This is a genomic window from Stenotrophomonas acidaminiphila, from assembly GCF_001431595.1.
Classification (GTDB): Bacteria; Pseudomonadota; Gammaproteobacteria; order Xanthomonadales; family Xanthomonadaceae; genus Stenotrophomonas; species Stenotrophomonas acidaminiphila.
Window position 1 is genome coordinate 39,144 of record NZ_LDJO01000005.1, and the last position, 22,494, is coordinate 61,637.

Below are 22,494 nucleotides of genomic sequence, written 5' to 3' on the forward strand. Positions count from 1 at the left end.
GGGCCTTGGCCGCTGCACTGGTCGCGCTGCTGCTGATCTGGGGCGTGTCCCGGTCGCCCGACGAATCCTCGCCGCAGCCGTCCACGCCGGTCAGCACGGCCCAGGTCGCCGGGCCGCCCTGGCAGATGGGCAACGCCGAAGGCCGCTTCACGCTGACGCTTTATGCCGACCTGGAATGTCCGTTCTGCCGGGAGTACTTCCCGCAGCTCAAGCGCTGGGTCGGCAACAACACCGACGTGGCACTGCAATGGCACCACCAGCCGCTGGCCGCGCACGAGCCCGCCGCGTCGGCCGAGGCGCGCCTGGTCGAGTGCGCCGCCGAAGCGGGCGGACATGCCGCGTTCTGGCAAGCCGTCGAGTGGGTCTATGCCCACACGCGCAGCGATGGCCAGGGCCTGCCCGATGGCCTGCGCTACCCCGAATCGACGCCGGCCGTCGAGCAGTGCCTGGCGAGCGAGCGGGCCGATGCGCTCATCCGCGCCCAGGCCGCGGAAGCCACCAAGAGCGGCGTGAACGCCACGCCGTCGCTGCGGCTGCTCGATCGCCAGACGGGTCAGGCCATCCTGCTGCAGGGGCCGATCGAGGGCGATGCCTTGCTCTCGGCCATGGACATGCTGGCAGCCGAGGACCCGACCAGTGACGTGGCGGCCTCGCCCGCCACCCCCACATCCGAAATGCCTGCCGACGCTGTCGGCGACATGCCCAGGTAGCCCTCGGTCTTGGAGGCTACGGCGCGGCTTGCCACGCTGACCGCGACCCGTTCGCTTCGCATCCTGGCTGCGGACAATCACCGCTGCGCGGTGGTGGATGCACCTTGTTCCGCTATTTCCATCCCCAGGAGGGCTTGCCCTCCCAGGGGGGGCGCCCTCCGTTCACATTCTGGAGGTTTGCCCATGTCTCTCGTCGCCAATGACTCCTGCGTGGAGCCACGTTTTGCACCAGCGTCCCAATCCGATGACTGGATCATCCGGCAAGCCATCGCGCTGCTGGAGCAGCGTGTCTTCAAGAAGGGGCCATCCCTCGAACGGCCCGCCGCCGTCAAGGACTACTTGAACCTGAAGCTGGCAGCCGAGCCCAACGAAGTCTTCGCCATCGTGTTCCTCAACAGCATGCACGAAGTGCTGGCCTACGAACCGATGTTCAAGGGCACGGTCCATTCGACCACGGTGCATGCGCGCCCGATCCTGCAGCGCGCCTTGGAACTGAACGCCGCCGCGGTCATTCTTTCGCACCAACACCCTTCGGGCTGCACGGAGCCGTCAAGCGCGGACCGCGCGTTGACCCAAACGCTGAGGGCTGCGTTGTCGCTGATCGACGTGAGGGTGCTGGATCACCTCATCGTCGGCCAAGGCACGCCGTACTCGTTCGCGGAATCCGGCCTGCTGTAGCAACGGCATCGGCTCCTTGATCCACGCGGAGGCTTCGGCCTCCGCTTTTTCATGGGCGCGAGACAAGCAGGTATGCGGGCGGTGCGCGATGCGCATTGTTTGTTGGGGCCGCATCGGCTTCGCGTTTGACTACTGCTCTGATCAACTTCAAGGGCGCGCGACATGCCAGCATCTCTTTCCAGGTTCGCGTCAGGCTGGCGAACTCTCGGCCTGGCCGTTGCGCTGCCGGCCGCGCTGGCCGTTTTCAGCCCGGCCGCCTTCGCCGCAGACGTGGTGGTCGTCACCGACAGCCGCCACCCGTTCAAGACCATGGGTGGCGAGCGGCTGATCGAGCTGGACGAGCCCCACCGGATTGAAGCGGAGCTTTCAGCGGAGCTGCCCAACGACCCCGAGCAGGCGACGGCCATCGTCAAGCGCCGGCTGTCCAGCGGCGGCACCGACCTCCAGCGCCGCCTCGCTTCCGCGTACCAGGGCGTCACAGACGCTTGGAGCCTGGGCATCACCAGCCTCCCGGCCGTCGTGGTGGACCAGCGCTACGTGGTCTATGGCGAGCCGGACGTGGCCCGCGCCGTCGCGCGCATCGAACAGCACCGGAGGCCTCAGCCATGATCCGAGCATTCGACCTGATGCGCCGCCTGCGCGCTGGCGTGGCGTCCGTGCTGCTGCTCAGTGCCACCGGCAGCTACGCCCTCAACACCGCCACCATCGTCGGCTCGGTGGCGTCGCCCGACTGCCTCGAATACCGCGTCGTCGGCATCTGCTACTGGCTCTACTGCACCTGGACCGGCTGCACGGTGCGCACATCCATCAAGGTGCGCCACTACATCCCCGATGCGGTGGTGTCGTCGTACTCGAACACCGGCGAAAACCCCTGGGTCGAAGTCCGGGCGATGAGCACGCCCAACCCGTCTGCCCAGGCGGGCGGCGACGGGACGACGAACGAGGACCACGAAAACAACCTCGCCAAGTTCAAGAACGCCGACGTGATCGGCCACCCTGGTGTCGAGGTGTTCAACCAGTTTGTCTCATCGTCGGGCTACTTCTGCGAGGGCGCGGGTACGGCGTTCATGCCGTACTTGCTCAGCACCTTGGACACGCTGGCCTGGCGCTACAACGTGCCCGAGATGGCCTACCCGGAAGCGCTGATTCCGGGGCTGCGCGAGGTCGGCGCACGTACCACGATGAACCTCTGGGGCAATGTGTATCCGCGTGGCGGCTTCCTGCACCAGACCGACGACCACAAGGCCGGTGCAGTCGTCGCCCAGCGTGCGGGTGATGTCGTCACGCGCCGCGGGCAGATCCACGTCTATCAGCCGCTGCTCGCCAACTCGCGGCCCGGCTACTGGCCGGCCGGCGCGCTGATGGAAGGCGATGCCTCGACAGGCAAGTGGCAGGAACTCACGCCCGTCCTGTCTTCCTCCTGCACGGTCTTCCCACGCAGCGGCTTCCTGACACAGGCCCAACAAGGCGACTACGCCTGGGCGTTGTGGCGGCCCTATGCGTGCTGCGAACGCCGCGGCCAGGTGTTCCTCGGCAGCGTCGATTTCTATTGAGGGTACGGCAATGAAACGTCCAGAACTGATGAACCTCCCCGCCCAAGCTCGTCGTCTGCTGCGTCCGACAGCGCTGGCCGGGGCGCTCACCTTGGGCTGCGGCCTCGCATGGGCGCAGGCTGGATTCCAGACCAGCGGCCCCATCCTCGGCGACGAGGTGATGTATTCGATCGGCGGCGGCAGCGCGGTGTCGATGGGGCGTGCGGCCGGCATGCGCTCGATCGGTGTCGGCGTTGGCTGGAACAGCAACCTGATCTGCGGCGACATGAGCATCCAGACGACGTTGCGCAACCAGCTCAACGGCATCACCAACGGCTTTCAGCAGATCATGAGCAACGTGATCCAGAGCGCCACAAGCGCCGTGGCGTCGCTTCCCGCACTGATCATCCAGCGGGCCGATCCCGGCCTCTACAACCTGCTCACCAATGGCGTGCTGCAGGCACGGCTGGACTTCGACCGCTCCAAGCTGGCGTGCCGCGCCATGGCCGAGAAGATGGCCGACATGGCAGGTGGCCAGTTGGGCTGGAGCCAGATGGCTGAGGGCATGGCGCTGCGCGACGCGGTGTCGAGCACTGACGCCGTGTCGGCGATCGAACAGGCCGAGACGCGGCGCGGCAACGACGGCGTGCCCTGGGTGGGCGGCAGCAATGCCGGCGGCGCGGGCCAGCGTGCGATCCGGGTGGTCGGTGACGTGACCCGCGCCGGCTACAACCTTGTCAACGGCCGCGGCGTGACGGACACGTCGTCCATCGCGCCAGCCAGTTGCGCAAGCCTGTCCTGCCAGACCTGGACGTCGCCCCAGCAAGCGGTTGAATGGGCGACGCGGGTGCTCGGGGAACAGGAGCAGCGCACCTGCGATTCCTGCACAAAGACCGAGACGGTGCCCGGGGTCGGGCTGACGCCGCTGATCCAGGAGGAATACGAGACGAAGCTGGAAGCCCTTCAGGAGCTGATCTCGGGGACGCGCAACACCACGTTCGAGAACCTGCGCGCGGCCGGCAGCGCGTCGCTGCCCATCACGCGCGGCGTCATCGAGGCGCTGCGCGACGAACCGGATCAGGACCTGCTGGCACGCCGCCTGGCGTCGGAGGTCGCACTGTCGTCCGTCTTGGAGAAGGCATTGCTGCTCCAGCGGACCCTGTTGACCGGGAAGAAGGAACCCAACGTGGCGGCGAACCAGTTGGCGGTCGATGCGGTGAACCACGAGAGCGACACGCTCGACCAGGAGATCCGCAACCTCAAGACCGAACTGGAGTTGCGGCGCGAGTTGGCGAACAACTCGCCGATGGCCATCATCCAGCGCCACGGCACGCGTGCGGCGGGCTCGCGCGGCATCTACGAGGGCGATCCGGTTCCCGACCGCCTCGACCGGCTCCAGAGGGGCAATCCGGGAGGCAACCCATGACCCCGGTGAGTTCCAGTTGGCTGCGGCCGCGCTGGCTGTTCAGCCGGCGCGCGGCGAAGACGCTGCTGTGGACGGCGGTACTCGTTGCCGCTGCCGTGGGCGCCAACATCGTCGGCATCTATCTCGTCGGCAGCGTGGCCGGCTGGGAGCAGTGGCTGGCGGCCGCGTCGGGCTACTTCCTGGTATGGCGGCTGTGCTTGTACGGCGCGACGGCCTGCGGATGGATGTGGATGCGCCGCCGGCTCCTGGCGCGCGAGGGCGACGACGCCCAGGCACGGCGCCGTCTGGTGCGCAGCGAGATCGCCGGCGGCGTCGCCATCGTGGCGCTGGAAATCAGCCTGCTGATGCAGGGCTGAGGGGAGATTGGTGCCATGACGCTTTTTACGACCGACTACCTGGAGTACTACCTGACCCTCGTGTCCTGGATCGTCAACAACGGCATCTGGGCGGTGCTGGTGTCCAGCGGGGTATTCGCGCTGCCTTTCGTCGCCATCATCGTGCAGGAGTGGCTGAAGGCCCGCGCGGAAGGTGCCGACGAGGGCAACAAAGGCGTGCTGAGTGCCGCCCGCATCGAGAACCGGGTGTTCGTCGCCATCGTGGTGGTAATGTTCGCCGGCATCCCGTTCATCGACGTGGACCTCAACACCATCCAGTACGACAGCTCGCGCTCGGCGCAATGCCAGGTCAGCGTACCGCAGCCCACGGATACCGGCTGGTCGCAGTCCTTCAGCACCATCAACAACCAGTCGGCGAAGGTGCCGGTCTGGTGGGCCTTCATGCACGCGCTCTCGCGCGCGGTCACGAGCGCCTCGGTGGCTGCGATCCCGTGCGGTACGGACCTGCGGCAGATGAGGATGGAGATCGACGCGACCCGCATTGACGACCCGGTACTCGCTCAGGAGGTCGCGGACTTCTCGCGGGATTGCTATGGGCCTGCGCGGGCCAAATTGTTCATGCAGCGCCCGGATCTCGATGAGCAGCAGATGCACGACGTGACCTGGATCGGCTCGCGCTTTTTCACGGACACGGGTGGCTACTACGACAGCTACCGCTCCAGCACGGCGCGCGAGGCATGGCCCTACGACGACACCCGCGATGCAGGCCTCGCGCAGGTTGCCAATGGTGGCGGCTACCCGACCTGCAGGCAGTGGTGGTCAGAGGGCAGCAACGGCCTGCGGGCACGCCTGCTGGGTCAGGTGGACCCGAGCCTGCTCAACCGCCTGGCGGGCTGGGCTGGGTTCCTGAGCCGTGCCGAGGTGGACGATTCGGTGATCCGCGCCATCGCGTCACCCCGGCAGCAGAAACTGAACCAGGGCAGCGTCTATACGGACTACGGCGGCCAGATCGACAAGACCCTGCCGAACATCGTGACGCGCGCCACGGGCGACGTCGGGATGGCAGTCGGCGCGATTGCCGCGTTTCCCGCCATGGATGTCGTGCGCCAATCCCTGCCCATGGTGCTCGCCTTGCTGAAGATGGCACTGGTCATCTGCATCCCGCTGGTGCTGGTCGTGGGCACCTACGACCTGAAGACGGTCGTCACCGTCAGCGTCGTGCAATTCGCATTGTTTTTTACGGATTTCTGGTTCCAGCTCGCACGCTGGATCGATTCGACGATTCTGGACGCGCTTTATGGCTGGGGCTTCGGCTGGAACCGGCCGCACACCAACTTCGACCCGCTGGTGGGGCTGAACAACGCCTTCGGCGACATGCTACTGATGTTCATCACGGGGACGATGTTCATCGTGCTACCTACCTTCTGGATCATGGCTTTGGCTTGGGCGGGCGTTCGCGCCGGTAACGTGCTGCAAGGCCTCGCTGGTGCCACCGGAGATGCCAAGGCTGCCGGTGGGAAGGGAGGAAGTATCGCGATCAATGCAGTGTCGAAGAAGTGATCACTGCTAATCGTCCTCGACATGAGGATCAATGCGAAAACCGTCGTAGGTGTACAGGCCGAACCCGGCCTGTCCATTTCGCCATTCTGGCTCGGGCAACTCCTCGCCCAGGTCAGCGTTACGGGCCATCCAGGCAACAACCATGACGCATACCAGCAGCAGAGCCAGCCAGAAGGTGCTGTACAGCAACGCCCCGAGCGCGACCAGCTTGACCACCCACACGAGCGCGACAGCGCCTGCTCGCGGCACACCCTTGGATACCAACCAGTTCGACGCCCGCCGTTCGCCGCGCGCATAGGCACGCCATCCACGGCCAAAGGCGCGGCCGAGGCGTTCTGCGGTGCTGGTGCGGGTCGTCGTGTTCATGGTCGTCTCCTGCTGTTGAGGAATGCCTATTCCAGTTTGCTCCAATTCATTCGGTTTGAGGCTTCAATGCGCTTTCTTGCTGCTTCAGGACGCTTCGTCCTCCGGCTCCACCGGGCCGGGATCGGGTTCCACGCCGATGCGGTAGGTGGCAACGAACTGCGGCCAGTCCACATGGTCAACCAGGTCGATGTCCTCGACAACGCTGACCTTGGCTCCCGCACGCTCGAACAAGGCGATGCTCTTGGCGGGGTAGTTGTTGCGCGACGGGTAGAGCACCCCGTCAAACAGGGGCTGGCCGTCGTTTCCGCGCATCGCATGCACCTGGGCGGACACCTGCTGCGTGTGCGTGTAGTCGCGGCTGGCCAACTGCTCCAGGTTCAGGCCGAAGTAGCCCGCCATGACGCCCGGCGCCGTGAGATCGGCCAGAAGCACGTCGTCCAGCACGCCTACTGCGCGCACCATCCGGGCCTGGATTTCCTTCATGGCAATGGAGCGCTTCGTGTCTTAAAGCCACTGGTGCTTGTGAAACACCGACTCCATCAGCGCCGTGGGCAGGTCGCGCCCCAGGTAGAGCACGCCATAGGCCCCTGCCGGGTCATCGTAGCGATTCGTGCTGCTGCGGCCATAGTACAGCGGGCTGCCCCGATAGACGACGCGGCTCACATGCTGGAGCAGTTCACCGGCATCGATCAGGAACGAAGGCAGCTCGTGGCTCATGGCGATCTCGCTTCAATGCACCTGCACGCCCAGCACGTTGAACACGGCCTCGGCCACGTCATCGATCGTGCCATGCGTCACCGCATCCACCGGCGAGCGACCGCCCAAGCCTTCGAGCGGTTCAGACAGCGCGCGGTAGATCGTCCAGTGGTCGATGCCCTCGACCTCCTGGAGCACGGTTTGGGTCAACTGCTGCTTCACCGGGTCGAGCTGCCAGTCGGGCAGCTTCTGGCCGCGCGGCCCCACGTTCAGCGCCAGCAGCCGACGGGCGAGGATGTCCTTGTAGATTTGCTGGCGCGACTTGTCCGCCAGCTTGGCGAACTCGGCAGGCGGCAGGTTGTCCGGCTGGTTGAAGGCTTCCAGCAGCACGGCGCGGCCTCTCTGGACGTCGGTTTCAGCCGGTGCCCAGCGCGTGTCGGCGCGCAGCGCGGCCGCCTTGCGCTGCAAGGCCTGCGCCACCGTTTCACCTTCCAGGTTGGCAGGCAGCGTCACCGCCTCGACGCGCTCGTGGATGAACGCCTGCAACTCGGCCGCGAAAGCCGGGGCATCCCGGATTTCGACGGTATCGGCGAAGCGTCGCACATCGTCCACCGTGACGCGCGGCAGCCGGTCGGCAATGAATTCGATCGCAGTGGGCATGGTCAGCTCCCAGGTAGGTTTGAGACAGGATTCACTCTAGTCGCCCTTGTCGCTTTTGTCAACTTTGTCGCCTGAGTGAAAGCCTACCTGGCGGGGTAGCGTCTTGGGAGCATAGGCCGCGGCCAGTGCCGGGTCGCCGTCCAATCCATTAATGCGGGTTCCCCATTGACGCTGGAGCCGCAGCCCAAGCCCCGCTATACCGAAACGGTTAAAGGCCAAAGGGTCGAAACGGCAAGGGAATGGGGTGCAAGGGGAAAGGCCCTACCCCGAAAAGGCCAAAAGGCCTCCCGCCCGGCCCGCCATCAGGACACCGACATGCTCTCCCTGTTCCAGCGAAAACGGCCCCCGGTCGCTGCCGCGCCGTCGCCAGCCCCCGCCACCGACCTCCCGAAAGGGTTGATGCGGCCGGAGTCGGCCGCATCGCTGCTGGCCACCCCGCGCCGGCAGAAGCTGCTGGAACACATCTGGCAGCGCACGTCGCTCTCGCGCAGGCAGTTCGCCAGCCTGTACCGCACTCCACTGGAGCGCTACGCCGAGCTGGTCCAGGCTTTCCCGGCCTCCGAAGCGCACCACCACGCCTACCCGGGCGGCATGCTCGACCATGGCCTCGAAATCGTCGCCTACAGCCTGAAGCTGCGGCAGTCCCATCTGCTGCCCATCGGCGCCAGTCCCGAAGACCAGGCGGCGCAGGCCGAAGCATGGACTGCGGCCGTCGCCTATGCCGCATTGCTCCATGACATCGGCAAGGTGGCGGTCGATCTGCACGTCGAACTGGCCGATGGCAGCACCTGGCACCCGTGGCACGGCCCGCTGCGCCAACCGTACCGCTTCCGCTACCGCGACGACCGCGAGTACCGGCTCCATAGCGCCGCGACAGGCTTGCTCTACCGGCAATTGCTCGATCGCGATCTGCTGGACTGGCTCAGCGGCTATCCGTCCCTGTGGGCGCCGCTGCTCTACGTCCTGGCCGGACAGTACGAGCACGCCGGGGTGCTGGGCGAGTTGGTCGTGCAGGCCGACCGCGCCTCCGTCGCCCAGGAGCTGGGCGGCGACCCCGCGCGCGCCATGGCCGCGCCCAAGCACTCGCTACAACGCAAGCTGGTCAACGGGCTGCGCTACCTGCTCAAGGAAGAGCTGAAACTGAACCAGCCCGAAGCCTCCGATGGCTGGCTCACCGAGGACGCGCTGTGGCTGGTGAGCAAGACGGTATCGGACAAGCTGCGCGCGCACCTGCTGTCCCAGGGGGTCGATGGCATCCCCGCGAACAACACCGCGGTGTTCAACGTGCTCCAGGACCACGGCATGTTGCAGCCGACGTCCGATGGCAAGGCGATCTGGCGCGCGACCGTGATCAGTGCGACCGGCTGGTCCCACTCGTTCACCCTGTTGCGACTGGCGCCTGCGCTGATTTGGGAGCCTGGCGAGCGGCCGGCGCCGTTCGCCGGGACGGTGGCGACTGACACGGCCCCCGCGGACAAGGAGGCCGATGCGCCGCCCCACCTTGCCACGGCTGACGCGAAGGCCGCCCCGGCAAGCCAAGAGGCACTGCCACGGGAAGAAGCTGCTAGCACAGCGCCGGTTGCTTCGCCCCAGCTCGTGCCCGATGTGATGGAAGACATGCTGACGATGGTGGGGATGGGCGAGTCGCCGGCCCCGCGGCAGGATGTGGAAGCCGCCTTGGGCGAGAAACCTTCCGCATGCCTCGAAGCGCCCGCGCCAACCTTGGCGGCTGCGCTGCGTTCGTCACCTGTACCTACGCCAACGCCTTCGGCGGAGCAGCCGTCCGCCGAGCATTTCATGGCATGGCTGCAACAAGGCATCGCCTCCCGCCGGCTCATCATCAACGACGCAAAGGCGCTCGTGCATACCGTGAGCGATACCGCGTACCTGGTCAGCCCCGGAGTGTTCCAGCGGTATGCGCAGGAGCACCCGCAGGTGAGTGCGCTGGCCAAGCAGGAAAACCAGTCAGATTGGCAATGGGTGCAGAAGCGTTTTGAGAAGCTGGGACTGCACAAGAAGCAGGCCAGCGGGCTGAACATTTGGACGTGCGAAGTTATTGGGCCACGGAAGTCTCGCCGCCTTCACGGGTATCTATTGAAAGAACCCACACTGTTGTTCACCGAGGTGCCTCCGAACAATCCATATCTTTCGCAAGCATGACTGAGACAGGTCAGCAGGACGAGCCACTGTGCGCGTTCGTAGAACCAGGTGTGATCGACCAATTGCAGTCGACGACGGCGCCGGCGGTGAGGTAGTCGCGCTGCGCTGACCTTGGTGCGTCGTCCCGTCAAGGGCGGCGCGCTTTTTTTGCTGCGCTGTCGCTTGGCTCCGTCTGTGACAGGGCACGGTTGTCGTTAGACGCATCCCCCCAGGGGGGATATAATTCTCACATGATGGAATCACACAAACACACCAGCCATCCCGACCTGGTGAAGCGGCTCAAGCGTGCCGAAGGCCACCTTCGGCATGTCATCGGCATGATCGAGGCGGAGGAACCTTGCCTCGATGTTGCCCGCCAGCTCTCGGCGGTAGAAAGCGCGGTGACGGCAGCAAAGCGTGCGCTGATCCACGACCACATCGATCATTGCCTTGACCATGATGCAGCTTCCGCCCTGCCTGAAATGAAGGCACTCGCCAAACTCCTTTGAGGCCGACTGATGCTCGCTGTCCTTAAGAACCGCACCTATCGCCACCTGTTCGCCGCGCAGGTGATCGCGCTCGTCGGCACCGGCCTCATGACTGTGGCGCTGGGCCTGCTCGCCTATGACCTGGCGGGCGCGGACGCCGGAGCCGTGCTAGGTACGGCGCTGGCTATCAAGATGCTTGCTTACGTCGGCATCGCACCGATCGCTCAGGCGTTCGCTGACCGCCTGCCGCGTAGATCGCTGCTGGTCGCCCTCGACCTGGTTCGAGCCGCCGTGGCTCTCTGTCTGCCTTTCGTCACCGAGGTCTGGCAAATCTATCTGCTGATCTTCGTGTTGCAGGCAGCCTCCGCTGGATTCACACCGACCTTTCAGGCGACGATCCCAGACATCCTGCCTGACGAAGAGGAGTACACGAAGGCGCTGTCGCTCTCGCGGCTGGCATACGACCTTGAAAGCCTGGTTTCCCCGATGCTGGCGGCTGCGCTGCTGACCGTCATCAGTTTTCATAACCTGTTTGCCGGGACGGTGTTTGGCTTTCTTGTCTCGGCCGCGCTGGTGGTCAGTGTGGTGTTGCCCGCGTCCACACCTGGCCCACGTCGCGGCATCTGGGAGCGCACCACGCGGGGCACTCGCCTCTATCTTGCAACGCCGCGGCTGCGGGGACTACTGGCAGTCAACCTCGCCGTGTCAGCAGCGGGCGCTATGGTGATCGTGAATACGGTGGTCATCGTGAAGGCGCGCTTCGGCCTTGGTGAAGCGGAAGTGGCTTGGGCGCTGGCAGCGTTCGGGGGCGGTTCGATGATCGCCGCATTTGCACTGCCTGGTCTGCTCAACAAATTGGCGGATCGGCCTGTCATGGTCACGGGAGCGGCGGTGCTGGTTATCGGTACGGCCGTCGGAGCGCTGATTCCGTCTTATGTGCTGCTGTTGCCGCTTTGGCTGGTGATCGGTTTCGGCTACAGCGTGGCGCAAACGCCTTCCGGTCGGCTTTTGCGCCGTTCCGCCCATGCCGAGGATCGGCCTGCACTATTTGCTGCGCAGTTTGCGCTGTCACATGCCTGCTGGCTGATCTGCTACCCGTTGGCGGGGCGCTTCGGCGCTACCTTCGGGCTACAGTCAACCTTCATCGTCATGTCATTGATTGGCTTTGCCGGCGTAGTGCTTGCGCTAAGACTATGGCCTGCGGGCGATCCGTCCGATATCGCCCACGACCACCCGGATCTACCGCCGGATCATCCGCATCTGCGCGAACATTCAGGCTCCAATCGGCACCACCATCCTCTGATCGTGGACGATCTGCATCAAGGCTGGCCACGCGCATAGCGTTATGTCTTTCGCCGAACGTGATCTGACTTTGCCAGGGGGGCTTTGCCCCCCTTTTATTTGCTCCTTGCGTGGCTGGTCGTGGTGTCGTGCTTCTTCGTGCTGGAGATCCAGCTTTCACGCTGATCGAGTTCAAGCTGATTACGCTCCCGCAATGCTGGAGGCGTTCATGGCGGGAGATCGGGGACTACGACGAGGCAGCGCTAGAACTGCTGCCTCGCAGAAGCCAATGCAATGACACCAGCCCGGTGCTGAGCACACCGCACCCGTCCCAAGGCCACCCTGACGCCAACCCAGGTGACCGATGCGGAGGCAGTTGTCATCGTATTGCCTCAGTGGCGGCCAGCAGCGGCAACGTCGGCAGGCCCTTCCGCTGAAACACCGCCCGCCGAGGGGAGCGACTTGCGCCGTGCCTGCGGCAACAGACGTGCCGAGTTCAGGATGAACGTCAGCTCCGAGGCTACGTGAATGAAGGCGGCCAACAGGGGGCCCAGCAATCCGAACGCGGCCAGCGCAATGCCCAACAGATCGATGCCGATCGTGCCCACAAAGTTCTGCCAGATGATGGAGCGCGTGCGGCGCGCCACCTTCATCGTGTCCACAAAGCACGCCAGGTCATTGCCCAGCAGCACGATGTCGGAACTCTCCTGTGCCACATCGGTGCCTGACCCCATCGCAACGCCAACGCTCGCCTCAGCGAGCGCAGGCGCATCGTTCACGCCGTCGCCGACCATTGCCACCGTCCACCCTTTTTTCACCATGTCGGCCAGTCGGGCTAGCTTGTCCTCGGGCAGCAATTCGGCTTCGACGTTCTTCAAGCCGAGTTCGGTGGCCACGGCGGTTGCGACCTGATGGTTGTCGCCTGTCAGCAGAACCGTCCGCACGCCCATGGCCTCCAGCGCAGAGATGGCCCGCTTCGCCTCGGGCCTGATCGTGTCGGCGATGTCGATGGTGCCAAGAAGTTGTCCGTCCCTCGCGACCACGACCTCGGTGCACGCCCCGAGATCACGAGTCGGCGGCATGTGGATACCGTTGTCGGCCATCCAGGCGCGGTTGCCGACGAGGATCGTGGCATCGCCCAGCCGCGCCGAGATGCCCCGACCTGGCGTATAGCCGAAGTGCTCCGGCTCCCGAACTTCACGCCCTTCGGCTTTCACGCGGCTCAGGATGGCCTTGCCAAGCGGATGCTCCGAGCGGATCTCGGCGGTAGCCGCAGCATCGAGTAGCTCCTCGGCCGACACGCCCTCCACGGGCGAAACGGACTGGATCTCAGGCCGGCCGTATGTCAGCGTGCCGGTCTTGTCGAGCACAACGGTATCGACCTTGCCCAGTGTTTCGAGATGGACGCCGCCTTTGATGATGGCCCCCAGTCGCGCTGAACGGCCGATGCCGCCCAGGATCGCCAACGGCGTTCCGGCAGCGATGCCGCACGCGCCGGCAACAATGATCACCGAGATGGTCGCGCGCATGTCGCGCGTGATGAGCCAGGTCAGCACGGCAGCGCCCAGCGCGAAATACACCAGATAGCCGGCGAGCCGGTCCGCCATCCGCTGCACGGGCGCCCGCGAGCGCTCGGCGCGCTCCACGGCCTCGATGATGCGGCCGTAGCTCGTATCTCGGCCGATGCGTTCGGCGCGAATCTCCAGTGCCCCCGACTGGTTGATCGCGCCGGCATAGACGCGCGAGCCTTCGGTCTTCTCAACCGGCATCGATTCGCCGGTAATGCGCGATTCGTCGGTGAACGAGTGGCCGGAGACGACGACGCCATCGACGGGAAGGCGGCCGCCGGGAGAAACCAAAATCACGTCGCCCACCGACAGTTCCTCGGCCGCGACAGTCTTGATGGCGCCCGTCCTGCGCACCGACACCTCGCGCGGCAAGAACTCCAGCAGGTCCCTGATCGCCTTGCGCCCACGGCCGACCGTCAAGCCTTCCAGCACCTCCGCAATCAGCACGAACAGCGTGATCACCAGTGCAGTGAAGAACTCACCGATCGCGGCTGCGGCGACGATGGCGATAGTCATCGAAAGCTCCATCGTCATGCGACGGGCTAGCGCGTTCTCTAGTGCTTCCTTGAGGATCGGCCAGCCGCCAATCGCCAGACCGATGACGCCGATCACGCTGATCGCCGGATAGGGTTCCCACCACTTGAACCAGACCGCAGCGGCAGCGACCGCGACAAGGCAGATACGCAGTGCCTCTTTCCAGTCGAAGGGATGCTCGTGATCGTGAGCCTCGTGCTCATGATCGTGATCGTGATCCTCGTGGCTCTGCTTGGTGAGCCTATCGTGCCCATGCGGCACATTATGCGGAGATGTATTCATCGTAGAGTCCTAAGAGGGTTTGCGCGCGACAGGCACGACTGGAATTCACTTCATGTAGCTGCGAAGAATCGCGATCAACTCGGCCGCGCCTTGCTCGCGCGTGCCGTCGCCGGGGTCTTGGGGGTTAGCGATGTGCGAGTGGATGTGCCCCTCGATCACTTCGCGCATCAAGCCGGTCAACGCACCCCGAGCCGCCACGATCTGGTGCAGGACGTCGGCGCATCCCAGTTCTGCTTCCAGGGCGCGCTCGATGCCCTCAAGCTGTCCCTTTATGCGACGGGCTCGGGCGAGAAGCTTCGGCTTTTCCTTGACGGTGTGACTCATGGTGTCGAGACTTTAGTTAGCATAGGGGGGTATGGTATTCTAGACGCGACCTTTTAACAAGGACGGGCACCAGGCGCCCGGAAAGACGAGGTACCCATGCGTTCTTGCTTTTCAAACCCCCTACCACGGTGGTTCATCGCCCTGCTGATTGCGATGAGCCTGCATGGTCTCGCCGCAGCCGCCCCGGCCGATGATGAGAAGGCACAAACCGTCGTCCACATGCTTGACTACGTTGGCGTGGACTACCCCGAGTTCGTGCAGGACGGCAAGGTTCTCAACGCCGAGGAATATGCGGAGCAACAGGAGTTCGCAACACAGATCGCGACGCTACTTGATCAGTTGCCCGCTGTGACCGAACAGCCTGCGCTGCTGCGGCAAGCTCGCGAGCTGATTGAGCGCATCGGGGCTAAGGCACCAGGCAGCGAGGTCGCTGCCCTAGCCGCGCGACTGCGCGCCGGGGTGATCCAGGCTTGGCAGCTCAGCGTGGCGCCACGACAAGCACCCGACTTGACGCGGGGCGCGAGGCTGTTTGCCCAGCAGTGCACCACATGCCACGGCGCGCAGGGCCGCGGAGATGGGCCATTGGCCAAGGACATGCTCCCTCCGCCCAGCAACTTCCACGACGAGGCGCGCATGCGTCAGCGGAGTCTCTATGGTCTGTACAACACGATCACGCTTGGCGTGGGTGGCACGCCGATGCGCGCCTTCAATGAATTTTCCGAAGCCGACCGTTGGGCGTTGGCCTTCTTTGTGGGCGGCCTGCGAGCTAGCCCCGAGATCATCGCCCAAGGTGAGGCCGCATGGCGCCAAGGGCAAAGTCAGCAGGCGTTCGATGCCCTGTCCACCCTGGTCACGAAGACGCCCAGCGAACAGGGAAAGGCCGGCTCGTCGCTGGACGCTGTACGCGCTTACCTGACCCATCAACCACAGGCACTACAGTTAGCCGCGCCGGCGCCCCTGGCGGTCTCGCGCACCAAACTCGACGAGGCTGCGAAGGCGTATGCGCGCGGCGACCGAGAATATGCGCGGCGGCTTGCAATCGCCGCTTATCTCGAAGGCTTTGAGCTTGTCGAATCGGCGCTTGACACCGTGAACGCTCCTCTGCGCGGCGAGGTGGAGCGGGAAATGATGACGTTGCGCGCTGCCATCGGAGACGGCCAGCCGCCCGAGGCCGTGGCTGCCCAGGTCGAAAAGACCAAGGCACTCCTCGACCGCGCCGACGACGCGCTCTCCGGCAGTGGTTTGTCGTGGTCGACAGCGTTCGTGAGTTCTCTCTTGATTCTGGTACGCGAGGGGTTAGAAGCGATCCTTGTGCTGGCGGCCATCATCGCCTTAGTCGTGAAGACCGGACGGCGCGATGCCTTGCCGTATATCCACGCGGGCTGGATTGGGGCAGTGGCACTTGCGGCTGTCACCTGGAGTGTGGCGCGCTATGTGATAAGCATCTCGGGAGCGAATCGAGAACTCACCGAGGGCATCACGGCGCTGCTGGCAGCGGCAATGCTGTTGTACGTGGGATGGTGGTTGCATAGCAGATCGAACGCACAGGCCTGGAATCGCTTCATCCGCGAGCAGGTCGATGTGGCGCTCAACAAACGAACGCTATGGGCGATGGCCGGTATCTCCTTCCTTGCGGTGTACCGCGAGTTGTTTGAGGTAATCCTGTTCTACGAGACATTGTGGGTCCAGGCGGGAGCTGAAAGCCACGGCGCGGTGTTGTGGGGCGTCGCAGGAGCCACGCTTCTTTTAGTGCTGATTGGCGGGGCCATCCTGCGCTACAGCGTGCGCTTGCCAATCGGGCCGTTTTTTGCGGCGACTTCCGCTTTTCTCGCTTTGCTGGCAGTCGTATTCGTGGGCAACGGCGTCGCAGCTCTACAGGAAGCCGGCATGCTTGACTCAACTTCCGTTCGATTTTTTTCACTGCCGCTATTGGGCATCTATCCGACAGCGCAGGGCCTAGCGCTACAGGTGCTGACATTGATCTTGATCGCGGGTGGCTTGTGGTTCAACCGAACAAGGCAGAACTCTTGAACAGATGCCGCTTCGACCCTTGAACGCGGGAGACGCTATGAAGCTAAATTACACGGGCTTCCTAATACGTTGGGGTCGAGTCCTTTCTCAAGTTATGCCGTCCTAATGCGACCAACACAATATGACCAGCAAATTGCGCCTCGACATTCCCTTGGTACTGCCGCAGATCGCGGATGCGCAGGACGCCATCGTTCGACGCCTGATCGACGACCTGCAGGGCCGTGAAGGCATCGACAAGGTGCATGTACGAACGGCGCAAGACGATGCGCCGGCGCAGTTGTGTATCCACCATGATCCCGAGTTGCTGCCTCTGGGCCGCATCCGCGAGATCGTGCAGGCAGCAGGTGCGCAGATCACAGAACGCTTCGCGCACGTGCTATGGCAGACCGAGGGCATCGGCCATGCGCGGCGCGCCAGGACGGTAACCGAGCTGCTGCGCGGGTTGCCGGGCGTGCTGGATGCAGAGGCCAGCGCGATGGGATTGGTTCACGTGGATTTCGACCGCCAGGCGGTCACGGAGCAGGCCCTCCTCAAGTCGCTTTCGGGTGCAGGGGTGAAGCGGCTTGAAGATTCGACAACGCCGACGTCTGCGGTGCACGGCGAGCCGGGGCATCGTCACGAGCCGGGCGAGAAAGGCGAACATGGGCATGTGCATGGACAGGGAGGTCTGTTCGGCGCCAATACCGAAATGATTTTCGCGTTGGCCTGCGGTACGTTGCTGGGCGTTGGCGTGGCGATCGACAAGCTGATGACGGGCATGCCCGGCTGGCTGCCGCTGGCCTGTTTCGTTCTGGCGTATTTCTTCGGCGGCTTCTACACGTTGCGCGAGGCGATCGACAACCTCAAGCTCAGGCGCTTCGAGATCGACACGCTGATGCTGGTGGCTGCCGCCGGCGCCGCAGCGCTAGGTTCCTGGGCCGAAGGCGCGCTGCTGCTGTTCCTCTTCAGCCTGGGTCATGCGCTGGAACACTATGCGATGGGCAGGGCCAAGCGCGCCATCGAGGCCCTGGCCGAGCTGGCGCCGGACACCGCGACGGTACGTCGTGACGGTCAGACAAAAGAGATTCCCGTCGAGGAACTGGTTGTCGGCGACATCGTCCTGGTTCGGCCCAACCAGCGCCTGTCAGCCGATGGCTTCATCGTGCAGGGCACCTCGGCCATCAACCAGGCTCCGGTCACCGGTGAGAGCATGCCGGTCGACAAACGCCCGGTCGAGGATGCCGCAAAGGCGCGCGCCCGACCCGACAGCGTGGATGCGGCGTCGCGCGTCTTCGCCGGCACCATCAATGGCGCGGGGGGCATCGAGGTGGAGGTGACGCGCCGCTCCAGCGAATCCGCCTTGGCGCGGGTCGTGAAGATGGTCAGCGAGGCGGAGACACGCAAGTCACCCACACAGCGTTTCACGGACAAGTTCGAGCGCATCTTCGTGCCAGCCGTGCTGGGGCTGGCCTTTCTGCTGCTGTTCGCCTGGGTTGTGGTCGATGAGCCGTTCCGCGACAGCTTCTACCGCGCCATGGCCGTGCTGGTGGCGGCCAGCCCCTGTGCGCTGGCGATTGCCACGCCCAGCGCGGTGCTTTCAGGTATCGCCCGGGCCGCGCGAGGCGGCGTGCTCATCAAGGGCGGCGCGCCACTGGAGGAGTTGGGCTCCCTCGATGCGATGGCCTTTGACAAAACCGGCACGCTGACCGAGGGCAAGCCCCGCATCACGGATGTGGTGACGGTCGATGGCACGAGCGAGGAAGAATTGCTGTCCGTGGCGGTGGCGGTCGAGTCGCTCAGCGACCACCCCCTGGCCGCCGCCATTGCGCGGGATGGGCGCGAGCGCCTGGGTGCAACGCAGCCATCGGATGCCGACGGCCTGCAGAACCTGATCGGCCGCGGCGTTACCGCCAAGCTGCAGGGCGAGACAGTGTGGATTGGCAAGGTGGAGATGTTCGGCACCGAAGGCGTTCCTGCGCTGGGAGCCGCTGCCCAGACTGCGATCGAGCGTCTGCGCGAAAGCGGCCGCACGACCATGGTGGTGCGGCGCGGTGACCGCGACCTGGGCGCCATCGGGCTGCTGGACACGCCGCGCGCTGGCGCGAAGGAGGCCCTGCAGCAACTGCGCGACCTGGGCATCCGCCGCATGATCATGATCTCTGGCGACCACAAGAAGGTCGCCGAGGCGATCGCTGGCGAGGTCGGCTTGGACGAGGCCTGGGGCGACCTGATGCCCGAGGACAAGGTCGAGGCGATCCGCAAACTGCGGCAGACAACGAAGGTGGCGATGGTCGGCGACGGGGTCAATGACGCTCCGGCGATGGCCAACGCAACGGTAGGCGTCGCGATGGGCGCCGCCGGTTCGGATGTCGCGCTGGAAACCGCCGATGTGGCGCTGATGGCCGACGATCTCAAGCACCTGCCGTTTGCGGTGGGACTGAGCCGGCATACACGCTCGGTGATCCGCCAGAACGTGTTCGTCAGCCTGGGCATCGTGGCGCTGCTGGTGCCGGCCACGATTTTGGGGCTGGGCATCGGCCCGGCCGTGGCCGTGCACGAAGGGTCCACCCTGCTGGTGGTGTTCAATGCGCTGCGGCTGCTCGCCTATCGCAATCCTGTCAAGAACTCGGCGGCATGAACGCCTGTACTGCGTGAAGCGTGATGTACGGTGAATTTGCCGCAGAAACCTGCTTGGAGCATCGCCTTGTGGCCGATAAGCAGCGTGTGGCCGGCATCTACCGGCGCGTCGTCAGGCTGGCCAACGGGCGCTGCGCGATGCTCGACGACGGAATGGGATTCTCGCTTGCGCCGTGGAAGCCAGTGATCGAGCAGCGTCCAGGACAGCACCTTGCCGCGACCGCGTGTGGCAGAGGGGTGCCCAGAGAAATCGAGAGGCCGCGCGGACTGGTCATGGGCCAACACATCGTCTGCCGGCTGTGGCTCCAGCAGGATACAATAAACCGATTGACGGTCGGTTTTTTGTACAGCATACTGCTAAATTCGAGTCAAAGCTCGGAGTTGACTACCTTGACCAATCACAGCGCACCAACGCTTGGCGATCTGGAAATCGCCGTGCTTGAAGACATCTGGCGTTTCGGCCCATCCGATACCAAGGCGGTGTACGCACGCATTGGACAGTCGCGCTCGATTTCCTTGAACACGGTGCAATCTACGCTGGAACGTCTATTTCGGAAGACCATGCTTCGGCGTGAAAAGATCAGTCATGCTTATGAATATTCAGCGCGAGTTTCGCGCCAGGAATTAATCCACAAGCTGGTCGAATCCACGGTGCGCCGTGTTGCAGGCCCGCAGCCGGATGTATTGCTGCGTGCCTTTGTCGATCTTGCTGCAAGAGCGGATGATGATCAGCTCAAGAGGCTTGAGGAGTTGATTGCCCGCCGGCGTGCTGAATTGGATCAGACGTGATGACGAGTTATGGCCCACTACTTCAGTTTGCATTGCTGTCCGGCTTTGTGCTGGCGGTGACGCTTACCCTGCTGATTGGAGCCTGTGAGCACCCGCTGCGTCGTGCGTTATCTGGGAGGACTCCTTCTCAGCGAGCACGGATATCTTGGTGGGCGCTGGTAACTCCGGCATTGGCGGGCATCGCCTACGTGCTTATGGCCCTTGCAATGCCGTCAATGTTTGAAGGTTCGGCTCGATTTGCCGCTGCCTGTTCTGCGCACGCTGACACGCTTCTGCATCTGTGCGTTTCGCACCCGAGCGGCAACAGTCAGAGTGCGTGGCTATGGGGGGCATTGGCGTTGCTGGTGGGATATGCCGCCTGGCTGGCGACACGGGCCGCAGCGGGGCTTTGGCGCGCTCGGCGAACTCTTGCCTCGCTGGTGCGTCTTAGCAGGCGTCCGGGACATCCTGAGAGACTTCGCGTACTTGATGTCGATCGGCCTATGGCGCTCGCCTGCGGCATCGGGCATGGCCACATCCTGCTTTCGACCTTATTGATGCGGCAACTTGACCCAACACAGTTGCGCGTGGTGCTAGCTCACGAACAGGCACACATCACCAATCGCGATGTTCTGCTTCGTTTAGTCGCTGCCGTATTGTCTAGCATCCAACTGCCAAGCACCCGTCGCCGATTGTTGCGTGATCTAGAACTCGCTTTGGAACAACGTTGCGATTTTGCTGCTGCGAATGAAGTGGGGTGTCGCGTCGCCGTGGCCGAAACTATCGTCGCGATGGAGAAGATATATCGGCAGCACGCCAGGGAACAGGCGCCATTCACGATGGCGTTCTTTTCCGATTTTGTTCCTGAGCGCGTCGAAGCACTGCTGTCGCCTAAGCAGTCGTCTGTCTCATATTTAGGGTTGATGCTAGGTATTCTTGTTCTAGCGTTTTGCAGCCTATCTGTAGGCTGGCTGCATTCTGCGACCGAATCTTTCATCACCATGATGCCCAGGTAAGTTCATATGCGTGTGTTCTGTGTTTTTTTAGGCGAAAAACCGATCAATGATCGGTTTTTTGATGATTCCGCCCGACGTGCGAGGACGGTCATCGCGCGGAATCGTTTGCTCGTCACCTGCCCTCGTGGGAGTTTTCATGAATTTGATTGGTTTAACGGCCTTGGTGGTCGTTGGAACCCGCGATCCATTCACCCTACCCGTCAAACCTCTTTGGCTGAAAGAGGCCGTCTCCCGTGCTCCTCGGCGTCATTTGCATGGCCGACACGTCACGGGGGGCGCGTGAGGTCACTCCCATGAAGCAGTCAAGACCCTGTTCGCTAGTTGCAGCGGCGCGTTGGAATTTTCGCGGAGTATTTATCGGAGCATCTATGTCTTACCAATCTTCACTTTGGACGCGCACGCTCTGCGCTTTCGCAATCGCGCTCTCTCTCCCATCGGCGGCCTTGGCCGCCGACGAGTTCGCCGTTTCAGCCGCGCAAATGCAAGCCTTGGGCGTACAGCTACAACGCCTAGAAAAGCCTGCATCCATTCCGGGTATGACTTACCCAGCCCGCGTCGTGCTGCCTCCCTCGCAGGAGTACGTCGTCAGCGCACCGCTAGCCGGCGTCGTTGATCAATTGCTCGTCGGTCAGAACGAAGCCGTGAAGCCTGGCCAAGCTCTGTTGCGCTTGGTGAGCCCCGAATTGGGTGAACAGCAGCTCAAGCTGATGGAGGCAGCTTCGCGCAACCGGCTGGCGCAGAGGACGCTGCAGCGTGAGAAGCAATTGGCCGCAGAAGGCATCGTGCCGGATCGCCGGGCACAGGACGCGGAGACCGCCGCAGCGGAGGATCGAGCCAGACTACGCCAAGCGGAAGCCGCCTTGCGGCTGGCAGGTCTGGATGCGGCTTCCATTCGCCGCGTCGCCGAAGGCGGCGCCATGCAGGATGCGCTGGTCATCCGGGCACGCGCCGGGGGCACCGTGACCGACATCGGTATTAAAACCGGCCAGCGCGTCCAACAGTCCGATCCCCTGGTGCGTGTCGCCGACACAAGCAAGCTGTGGCTCGACATCCAGTTGCCTGTGGAGCGACAGTCGCAGGTGACGGCTCGCGGCGGCCAGGTGAACGTCGTTGGTCGAGATACGAGTGCCGTCACGACGAGCCTGGGCACCACTGTCAGTGAAAGCCAGACCGTCACACTACGCGCGGACGTCACGCGCGGTGCGCCGTTGCTGCGGCCCGGCGAGTTCGTACAGGTGCAAGTGGCGTTTGCCGGTGGTGGGGAAGGCTGGCCTGTGCCGGTCGCTGCCGTGGCGCGGCAGGGCGACAAGGCCTATGTATTCGTGCGAACCGAAACGGGCTTCTTGGCCACGCCGGTGGAGGTGCTGGACAGCGCCGGCCAGGCCCTGCGCGTCAAGGGCACGCTGCGTCCCGGCCAGCAGATCGCCATCACCTCCGTGATCGGCCTCAAGGCGGCTTGGCTCGGCAAGGGCGGGGGCAACTGA

The 22,494-nt window shown here is 64.1% G+C and carries 19 protein-coding genes and 1 pseudogene; 15 read left to right on the top strand and 5 right to left on the bottom strand.

Annotation, left to right across the window (positions count from 1 at the left end; translation table 11 throughout):
• The first annotated feature begins 5 nt into the window (after nucleotides 1-5).
• The 7 genes from ABB33_RS00940 (at nucleotide 6) to ABB33_RS00970 (ending at nucleotide 6,241) form a co-directional block, all read left to right on the top strand.
• A complete protein-coding gene (locus ABB33_RS00940) occupies nucleotides 6-710 on the top strand; it encodes a DsbA family protein (protein WP_425513306.1) in 705 nt (234 codons plus the stop codon).
• 183 nt (nucleotides 711-893) lie between these two features.
• Nucleotides 894-1,388, top strand: a complete 495-nt coding sequence (locus tag ABB33_RS00945) for a JAB domain-containing protein (protein ID WP_056930807.1) — start codon at nucleotides 894-896, stop codon at nucleotides 1,386-1,388.
• Between the two features lie 162 nt (nucleotides 1,389-1,550).
• Nucleotides 1,551-1,997 carry a TIGR03757 family integrating conjugative element protein gene (locus tag ABB33_RS00950; protein ID WP_056930808.1) on the top strand — a complete coding sequence of 149 codons (447 nt, stop codon included), beginning with the start codon at nucleotides 1,551-1,553 and terminating at the stop codon, nucleotides 1,995-1,997.
• Complete coding sequence (locus ABB33_RS00955) at nucleotides 1,994-2,941, top strand: TIGR03756 family integrating conjugative element protein (protein ID WP_056930809.1); 948 nt, start codon at nucleotides 1,994-1,996, stop codon at nucleotides 2,939-2,941. The genes ABB33_RS00950 and ABB33_RS00955 overlap by 4 nt, the downstream gene beginning before the upstream one ends.
• Before the next feature lie 10 nt (nucleotides 2,942-2,951).
• Nucleotides 2,952-4,346, top strand: a complete 1,395-nt coding sequence (locus ABB33_RS00960) for an integrating conjugative element protein (RefSeq protein WP_056930810.1) — start codon at nucleotides 2,952-2,954, stop codon at nucleotides 4,344-4,346.
• Nucleotides 4,343-4,702, top strand: a complete 360-nt coding sequence (locus tag ABB33_RS00965; RefSeq protein WP_056930811.1) for a hypothetical protein — start codon at nucleotides 4,343-4,345, stop codon at nucleotides 4,700-4,702. Before ABB33_RS00960 ends, ABB33_RS00965 begins: the two co-directional genes overlap by 4 nt.
• A 15-nt stretch (nucleotides 4,703-4,717) precedes the next feature.
• A complete protein-coding gene (locus ABB33_RS00970) occupies nucleotides 4,718-6,241 on the top strand; it encodes a conjugal transfer protein TraG N-terminal domain-containing protein (protein ID WP_056930812.1) in 1,524 nt (507 codons plus the stop codon).
• A gap of 6 nt (nucleotides 6,242-6,247) precedes the next feature.
• On the opposite strand, the gene ABB33_RS00975 is transcribed toward ABB33_RS00970, so the two are convergent.
• The 3 genes and pseudogenes from ABB33_RS00975 to ABB33_RS00985 all read right to left on the bottom strand — a co-directional run bounded on the left by ABB33_RS00975 (nucleotide 6,248) and on the right by ABB33_RS00985 (nucleotide 7,963).
• The gene (locus tag ABB33_RS00975; RefSeq protein WP_056930813.1) at nucleotides 6,248-6,607 is read right to left on the bottom strand and encodes a DUF3742 family protein; all 360 of its coding nucleotides are present in this window, start codon (nucleotides 6,605-6,607) and stop codon (nucleotides 6,248-6,250) included.
• Nucleotides 6,608-6,691: 84 nt separating this feature from the next.
• A pseudogene (locus tag ABB33_RS00980) lies at nucleotides 6,692-7,324 on the bottom strand (RES family NAD+ phosphorylase).
• Between the two features lie 12 nt (nucleotides 7,325-7,336).
• Nucleotides 7,337-7,963 carry a hypothetical protein gene (locus ABB33_RS00985; protein WP_056930814.1) on the bottom strand — a complete coding sequence of 209 codons (627 nt, stop codon included), beginning with the start codon at nucleotides 7,961-7,963 and terminating at the stop codon, nucleotides 7,337-7,339.
• A 315-nt stretch (nucleotides 7,964-8,278) separates the two neighbouring features.
• Between ABB33_RS00985 and mobH the strand changes: the two genes are divergently transcribed.
• The 3 genes from mobH to ABB33_RS01000 all read left to right on the top strand — a co-directional run bounded on the left by mobH (nucleotide 8,279) and on the right by ABB33_RS01000 (nucleotide 11,931).
• Nucleotides 8,279-10,123 (top strand): MobH family relaxase, encoded by a 1,845-nt coding sequence (mobH, locus tag ABB33_RS00990; protein WP_056930815.1) that lies wholly within the window; start codon nucleotides 8,279-8,281, stop codon nucleotides 10,121-10,123.
• Nucleotides 10,124-10,353: 230 nt separating this feature from the next.
• Nucleotides 10,354-10,611: a metal-sensing transcriptional repressor gene (locus tag ABB33_RS18010; protein ID WP_082594919.1), complete on the top strand. Its 258-nt coding sequence runs from the start codon at nucleotides 10,354-10,356 to the stop codon at nucleotides 10,609-10,611.
• A gap of 9 nt (nucleotides 10,612-10,620) precedes the next feature.
• Nucleotides 10,621-11,931 (top strand): MFS transporter, encoded by a 1,311-nt coding sequence (locus ABB33_RS01000; protein ID WP_056930816.1) that lies wholly within the window; start codon nucleotides 10,621-10,623, stop codon nucleotides 11,929-11,931.
• 332 nt (nucleotides 11,932-12,263) lie between these two features.
• Here ABB33_RS01000 and ABB33_RS01005 read toward each other — a convergent pair whose 3' ends face one another.
• Entirely contained in the window at nucleotides 12,264-14,255 is a 1,992-nt protein-coding gene (locus ABB33_RS01005; protein WP_056930817.1) for a heavy metal translocating P-type ATPase, read from the bottom strand.
• 45 nt (nucleotides 14,256-14,300) lie between these two features.
• Nucleotides 14,301-14,579 carry a metal/formaldehyde-sensitive transcriptional repressor gene (locus ABB33_RS01010; protein ID WP_056930818.1) on the bottom strand — a complete coding sequence of 93 codons (279 nt, stop codon included), beginning with the start codon at nucleotides 14,577-14,579 and terminating at the stop codon, nucleotides 14,301-14,303.
• Nucleotides 14,580-14,732: 153 nt separating this feature from the next.
• On the opposite strand from ABB33_RS01010, the gene ABB33_RS01015 reads away from it, so the two are divergent.
• The 5 genes from ABB33_RS01015 (at nucleotide 14,733) to ABB33_RS01030 (ending at nucleotide 22,494) form a co-directional block, all read left to right on the top strand.
• Nucleotides 14,733-16,610, top strand: coding sequence for a cytochrome c/FTR1 family iron permease (locus ABB33_RS01015; RefSeq protein WP_211260852.1), 1,878 nt, complete (start codon nucleotides 14,733-14,735; stop codon nucleotides 16,608-16,610).
• A 121-nt stretch (nucleotides 16,611-16,731) separates the two neighbouring features.
• The gene (locus ABB33_RS01020) at nucleotides 16,732-19,227 is read left to right on the top strand and encodes a heavy metal translocating P-type ATPase (RefSeq protein ID WP_056930820.1); all 2,496 of its coding nucleotides are present in this window, start codon (nucleotides 16,732-16,734) and stop codon (nucleotides 19,225-19,227) included.
• A gap of 23 nt (nucleotides 19,228-19,250) precedes the next feature.
• Complete coding sequence (locus tag ABB33_RS18360) at nucleotides 19,251-20,015, top strand: BlaI/MecI/CopY family transcriptional regulator (protein WP_082594920.1); 765 nt, start codon at nucleotides 19,251-19,253, stop codon at nucleotides 20,013-20,015.
• Nucleotides 20,015-21,010, top strand: coding sequence for a M56 family metallopeptidase (locus ABB33_RS01025; protein ID WP_056930821.1), 996 nt, complete (start codon nucleotides 20,015-20,017; stop codon nucleotides 21,008-21,010). Before ABB33_RS18360 ends, ABB33_RS01025 begins: the two co-directional genes overlap by 1 nt.
• Nucleotides 21,011-21,453: 443 nt before the next feature.
• Complete coding sequence (locus ABB33_RS01030; RefSeq protein WP_225546710.1) at nucleotides 21,454-22,494, top strand: efflux RND transporter periplasmic adaptor subunit; 1,041 nt, start codon at nucleotides 21,454-21,456, stop codon at nucleotides 22,492-22,494.

Excerpts from the sequence above, each read along its gene's own strand:
- ABB33_RS00945 (WP_056930807.1), top strand. The coding sequence starts at position 894 with ATGTCTCTCGTCGCCAATGACTCCTGCGTGGAGCCACGTTTTGCACCA.
- ABB33_RS00950 (WP_056930808.1), top strand. The coding sequence starts at position 1,551 with ATGCCAGCATCTCTTTCCAGGTTCGCGTCAGGCTGGCGAACTCTCGGC.
- ABB33_RS00955 (WP_056930809.1), top strand. The coding sequence starts at position 1,994 with ATGATCCGAGCATTCGACCTGATGCGCCGCCTGCGCGCTGGCGTGGCG.
- ABB33_RS00960 (WP_056930810.1), top strand. The coding sequence starts at position 2,952 with ATGAAACGTCCAGAACTGATGAACCTCCCCGCCCAAGCTCGTCGTCTG.
- ABB33_RS00965 (WP_056930811.1), top strand. The coding sequence starts at position 4,343 with ATGACCCCGGTGAGTTCCAGTTGGCTGCGGCCGCGCTGGCTGTTCAGC.
- ABB33_RS00970 (WP_056930812.1), top strand. The coding sequence starts at position 4,718 with ATGACGCTTTTTACGACCGACTACCTGGAGTACTACCTGACCCTCGTG.
- ABB33_RS00975 (WP_056930813.1), bottom strand. The coding sequence starts at position 6,607 with ATGAACACGACGACCCGCACCAGCACCGCAGAACGCCTCGGCCGCGCC.
- ABB33_RS00985 (WP_056930814.1), bottom strand. The coding sequence starts at position 7,963 with ATGCCCACTGCGATCGAATTCATTGCCGACCGGCTGCCGCGCGTCACG.
- mobH (WP_056930815.1), top strand. The coding sequence starts at position 8,279 with ATGCTCTCCCTGTTCCAGCGAAAACGGCCCCCGGTCGCTGCCGCGCCG.
- ABB33_RS18010 (WP_082594919.1), top strand. The coding sequence starts at position 10,354 with ATGATGGAATCACACAAACACACCAGCCATCCCGACCTGGTGAAGCGG.
- ABB33_RS01000 (WP_056930816.1), top strand. The coding sequence starts at position 10,621 with ATGCTCGCTGTCCTTAAGAACCGCACCTATCGCCACCTGTTCGCCGCG.
- ABB33_RS01005 (WP_056930817.1), bottom strand. The coding sequence starts at position 14,255 with ATGAATACATCTCCGCATAATGTGCCGCATGGGCACGATAGGCTCACC.
- ABB33_RS01010 (WP_056930818.1), bottom strand. The coding sequence starts at position 14,579 with ATGAGTCACACCGTCAAGGAAAAGCCGAAGCTTCTCGCCCGAGCCCGT.
- ABB33_RS01015 (WP_211260852.1), top strand. The coding sequence starts at position 14,733 with ATGAGCCTGCATGGTCTCGCCGCAGCCGCCCCGGCCGATGATGAGAAG.
- ABB33_RS01020 (WP_056930820.1), top strand. The coding sequence starts at position 16,732 with ATGACCAGCAAATTGCGCCTCGACATTCCCTTGGTACTGCCGCAGATC.
- ABB33_RS18360 (WP_082594920.1), top strand. The coding sequence starts at position 19,251 with ATGTACGGTGAATTTGCCGCAGAAACCTGCTTGGAGCATCGCCTTGTG.
- ABB33_RS01025 (WP_056930821.1), top strand. The coding sequence starts at position 20,015 with ATGACGAGTTATGGCCCACTACTTCAGTTTGCATTGCTGTCCGGCTTT.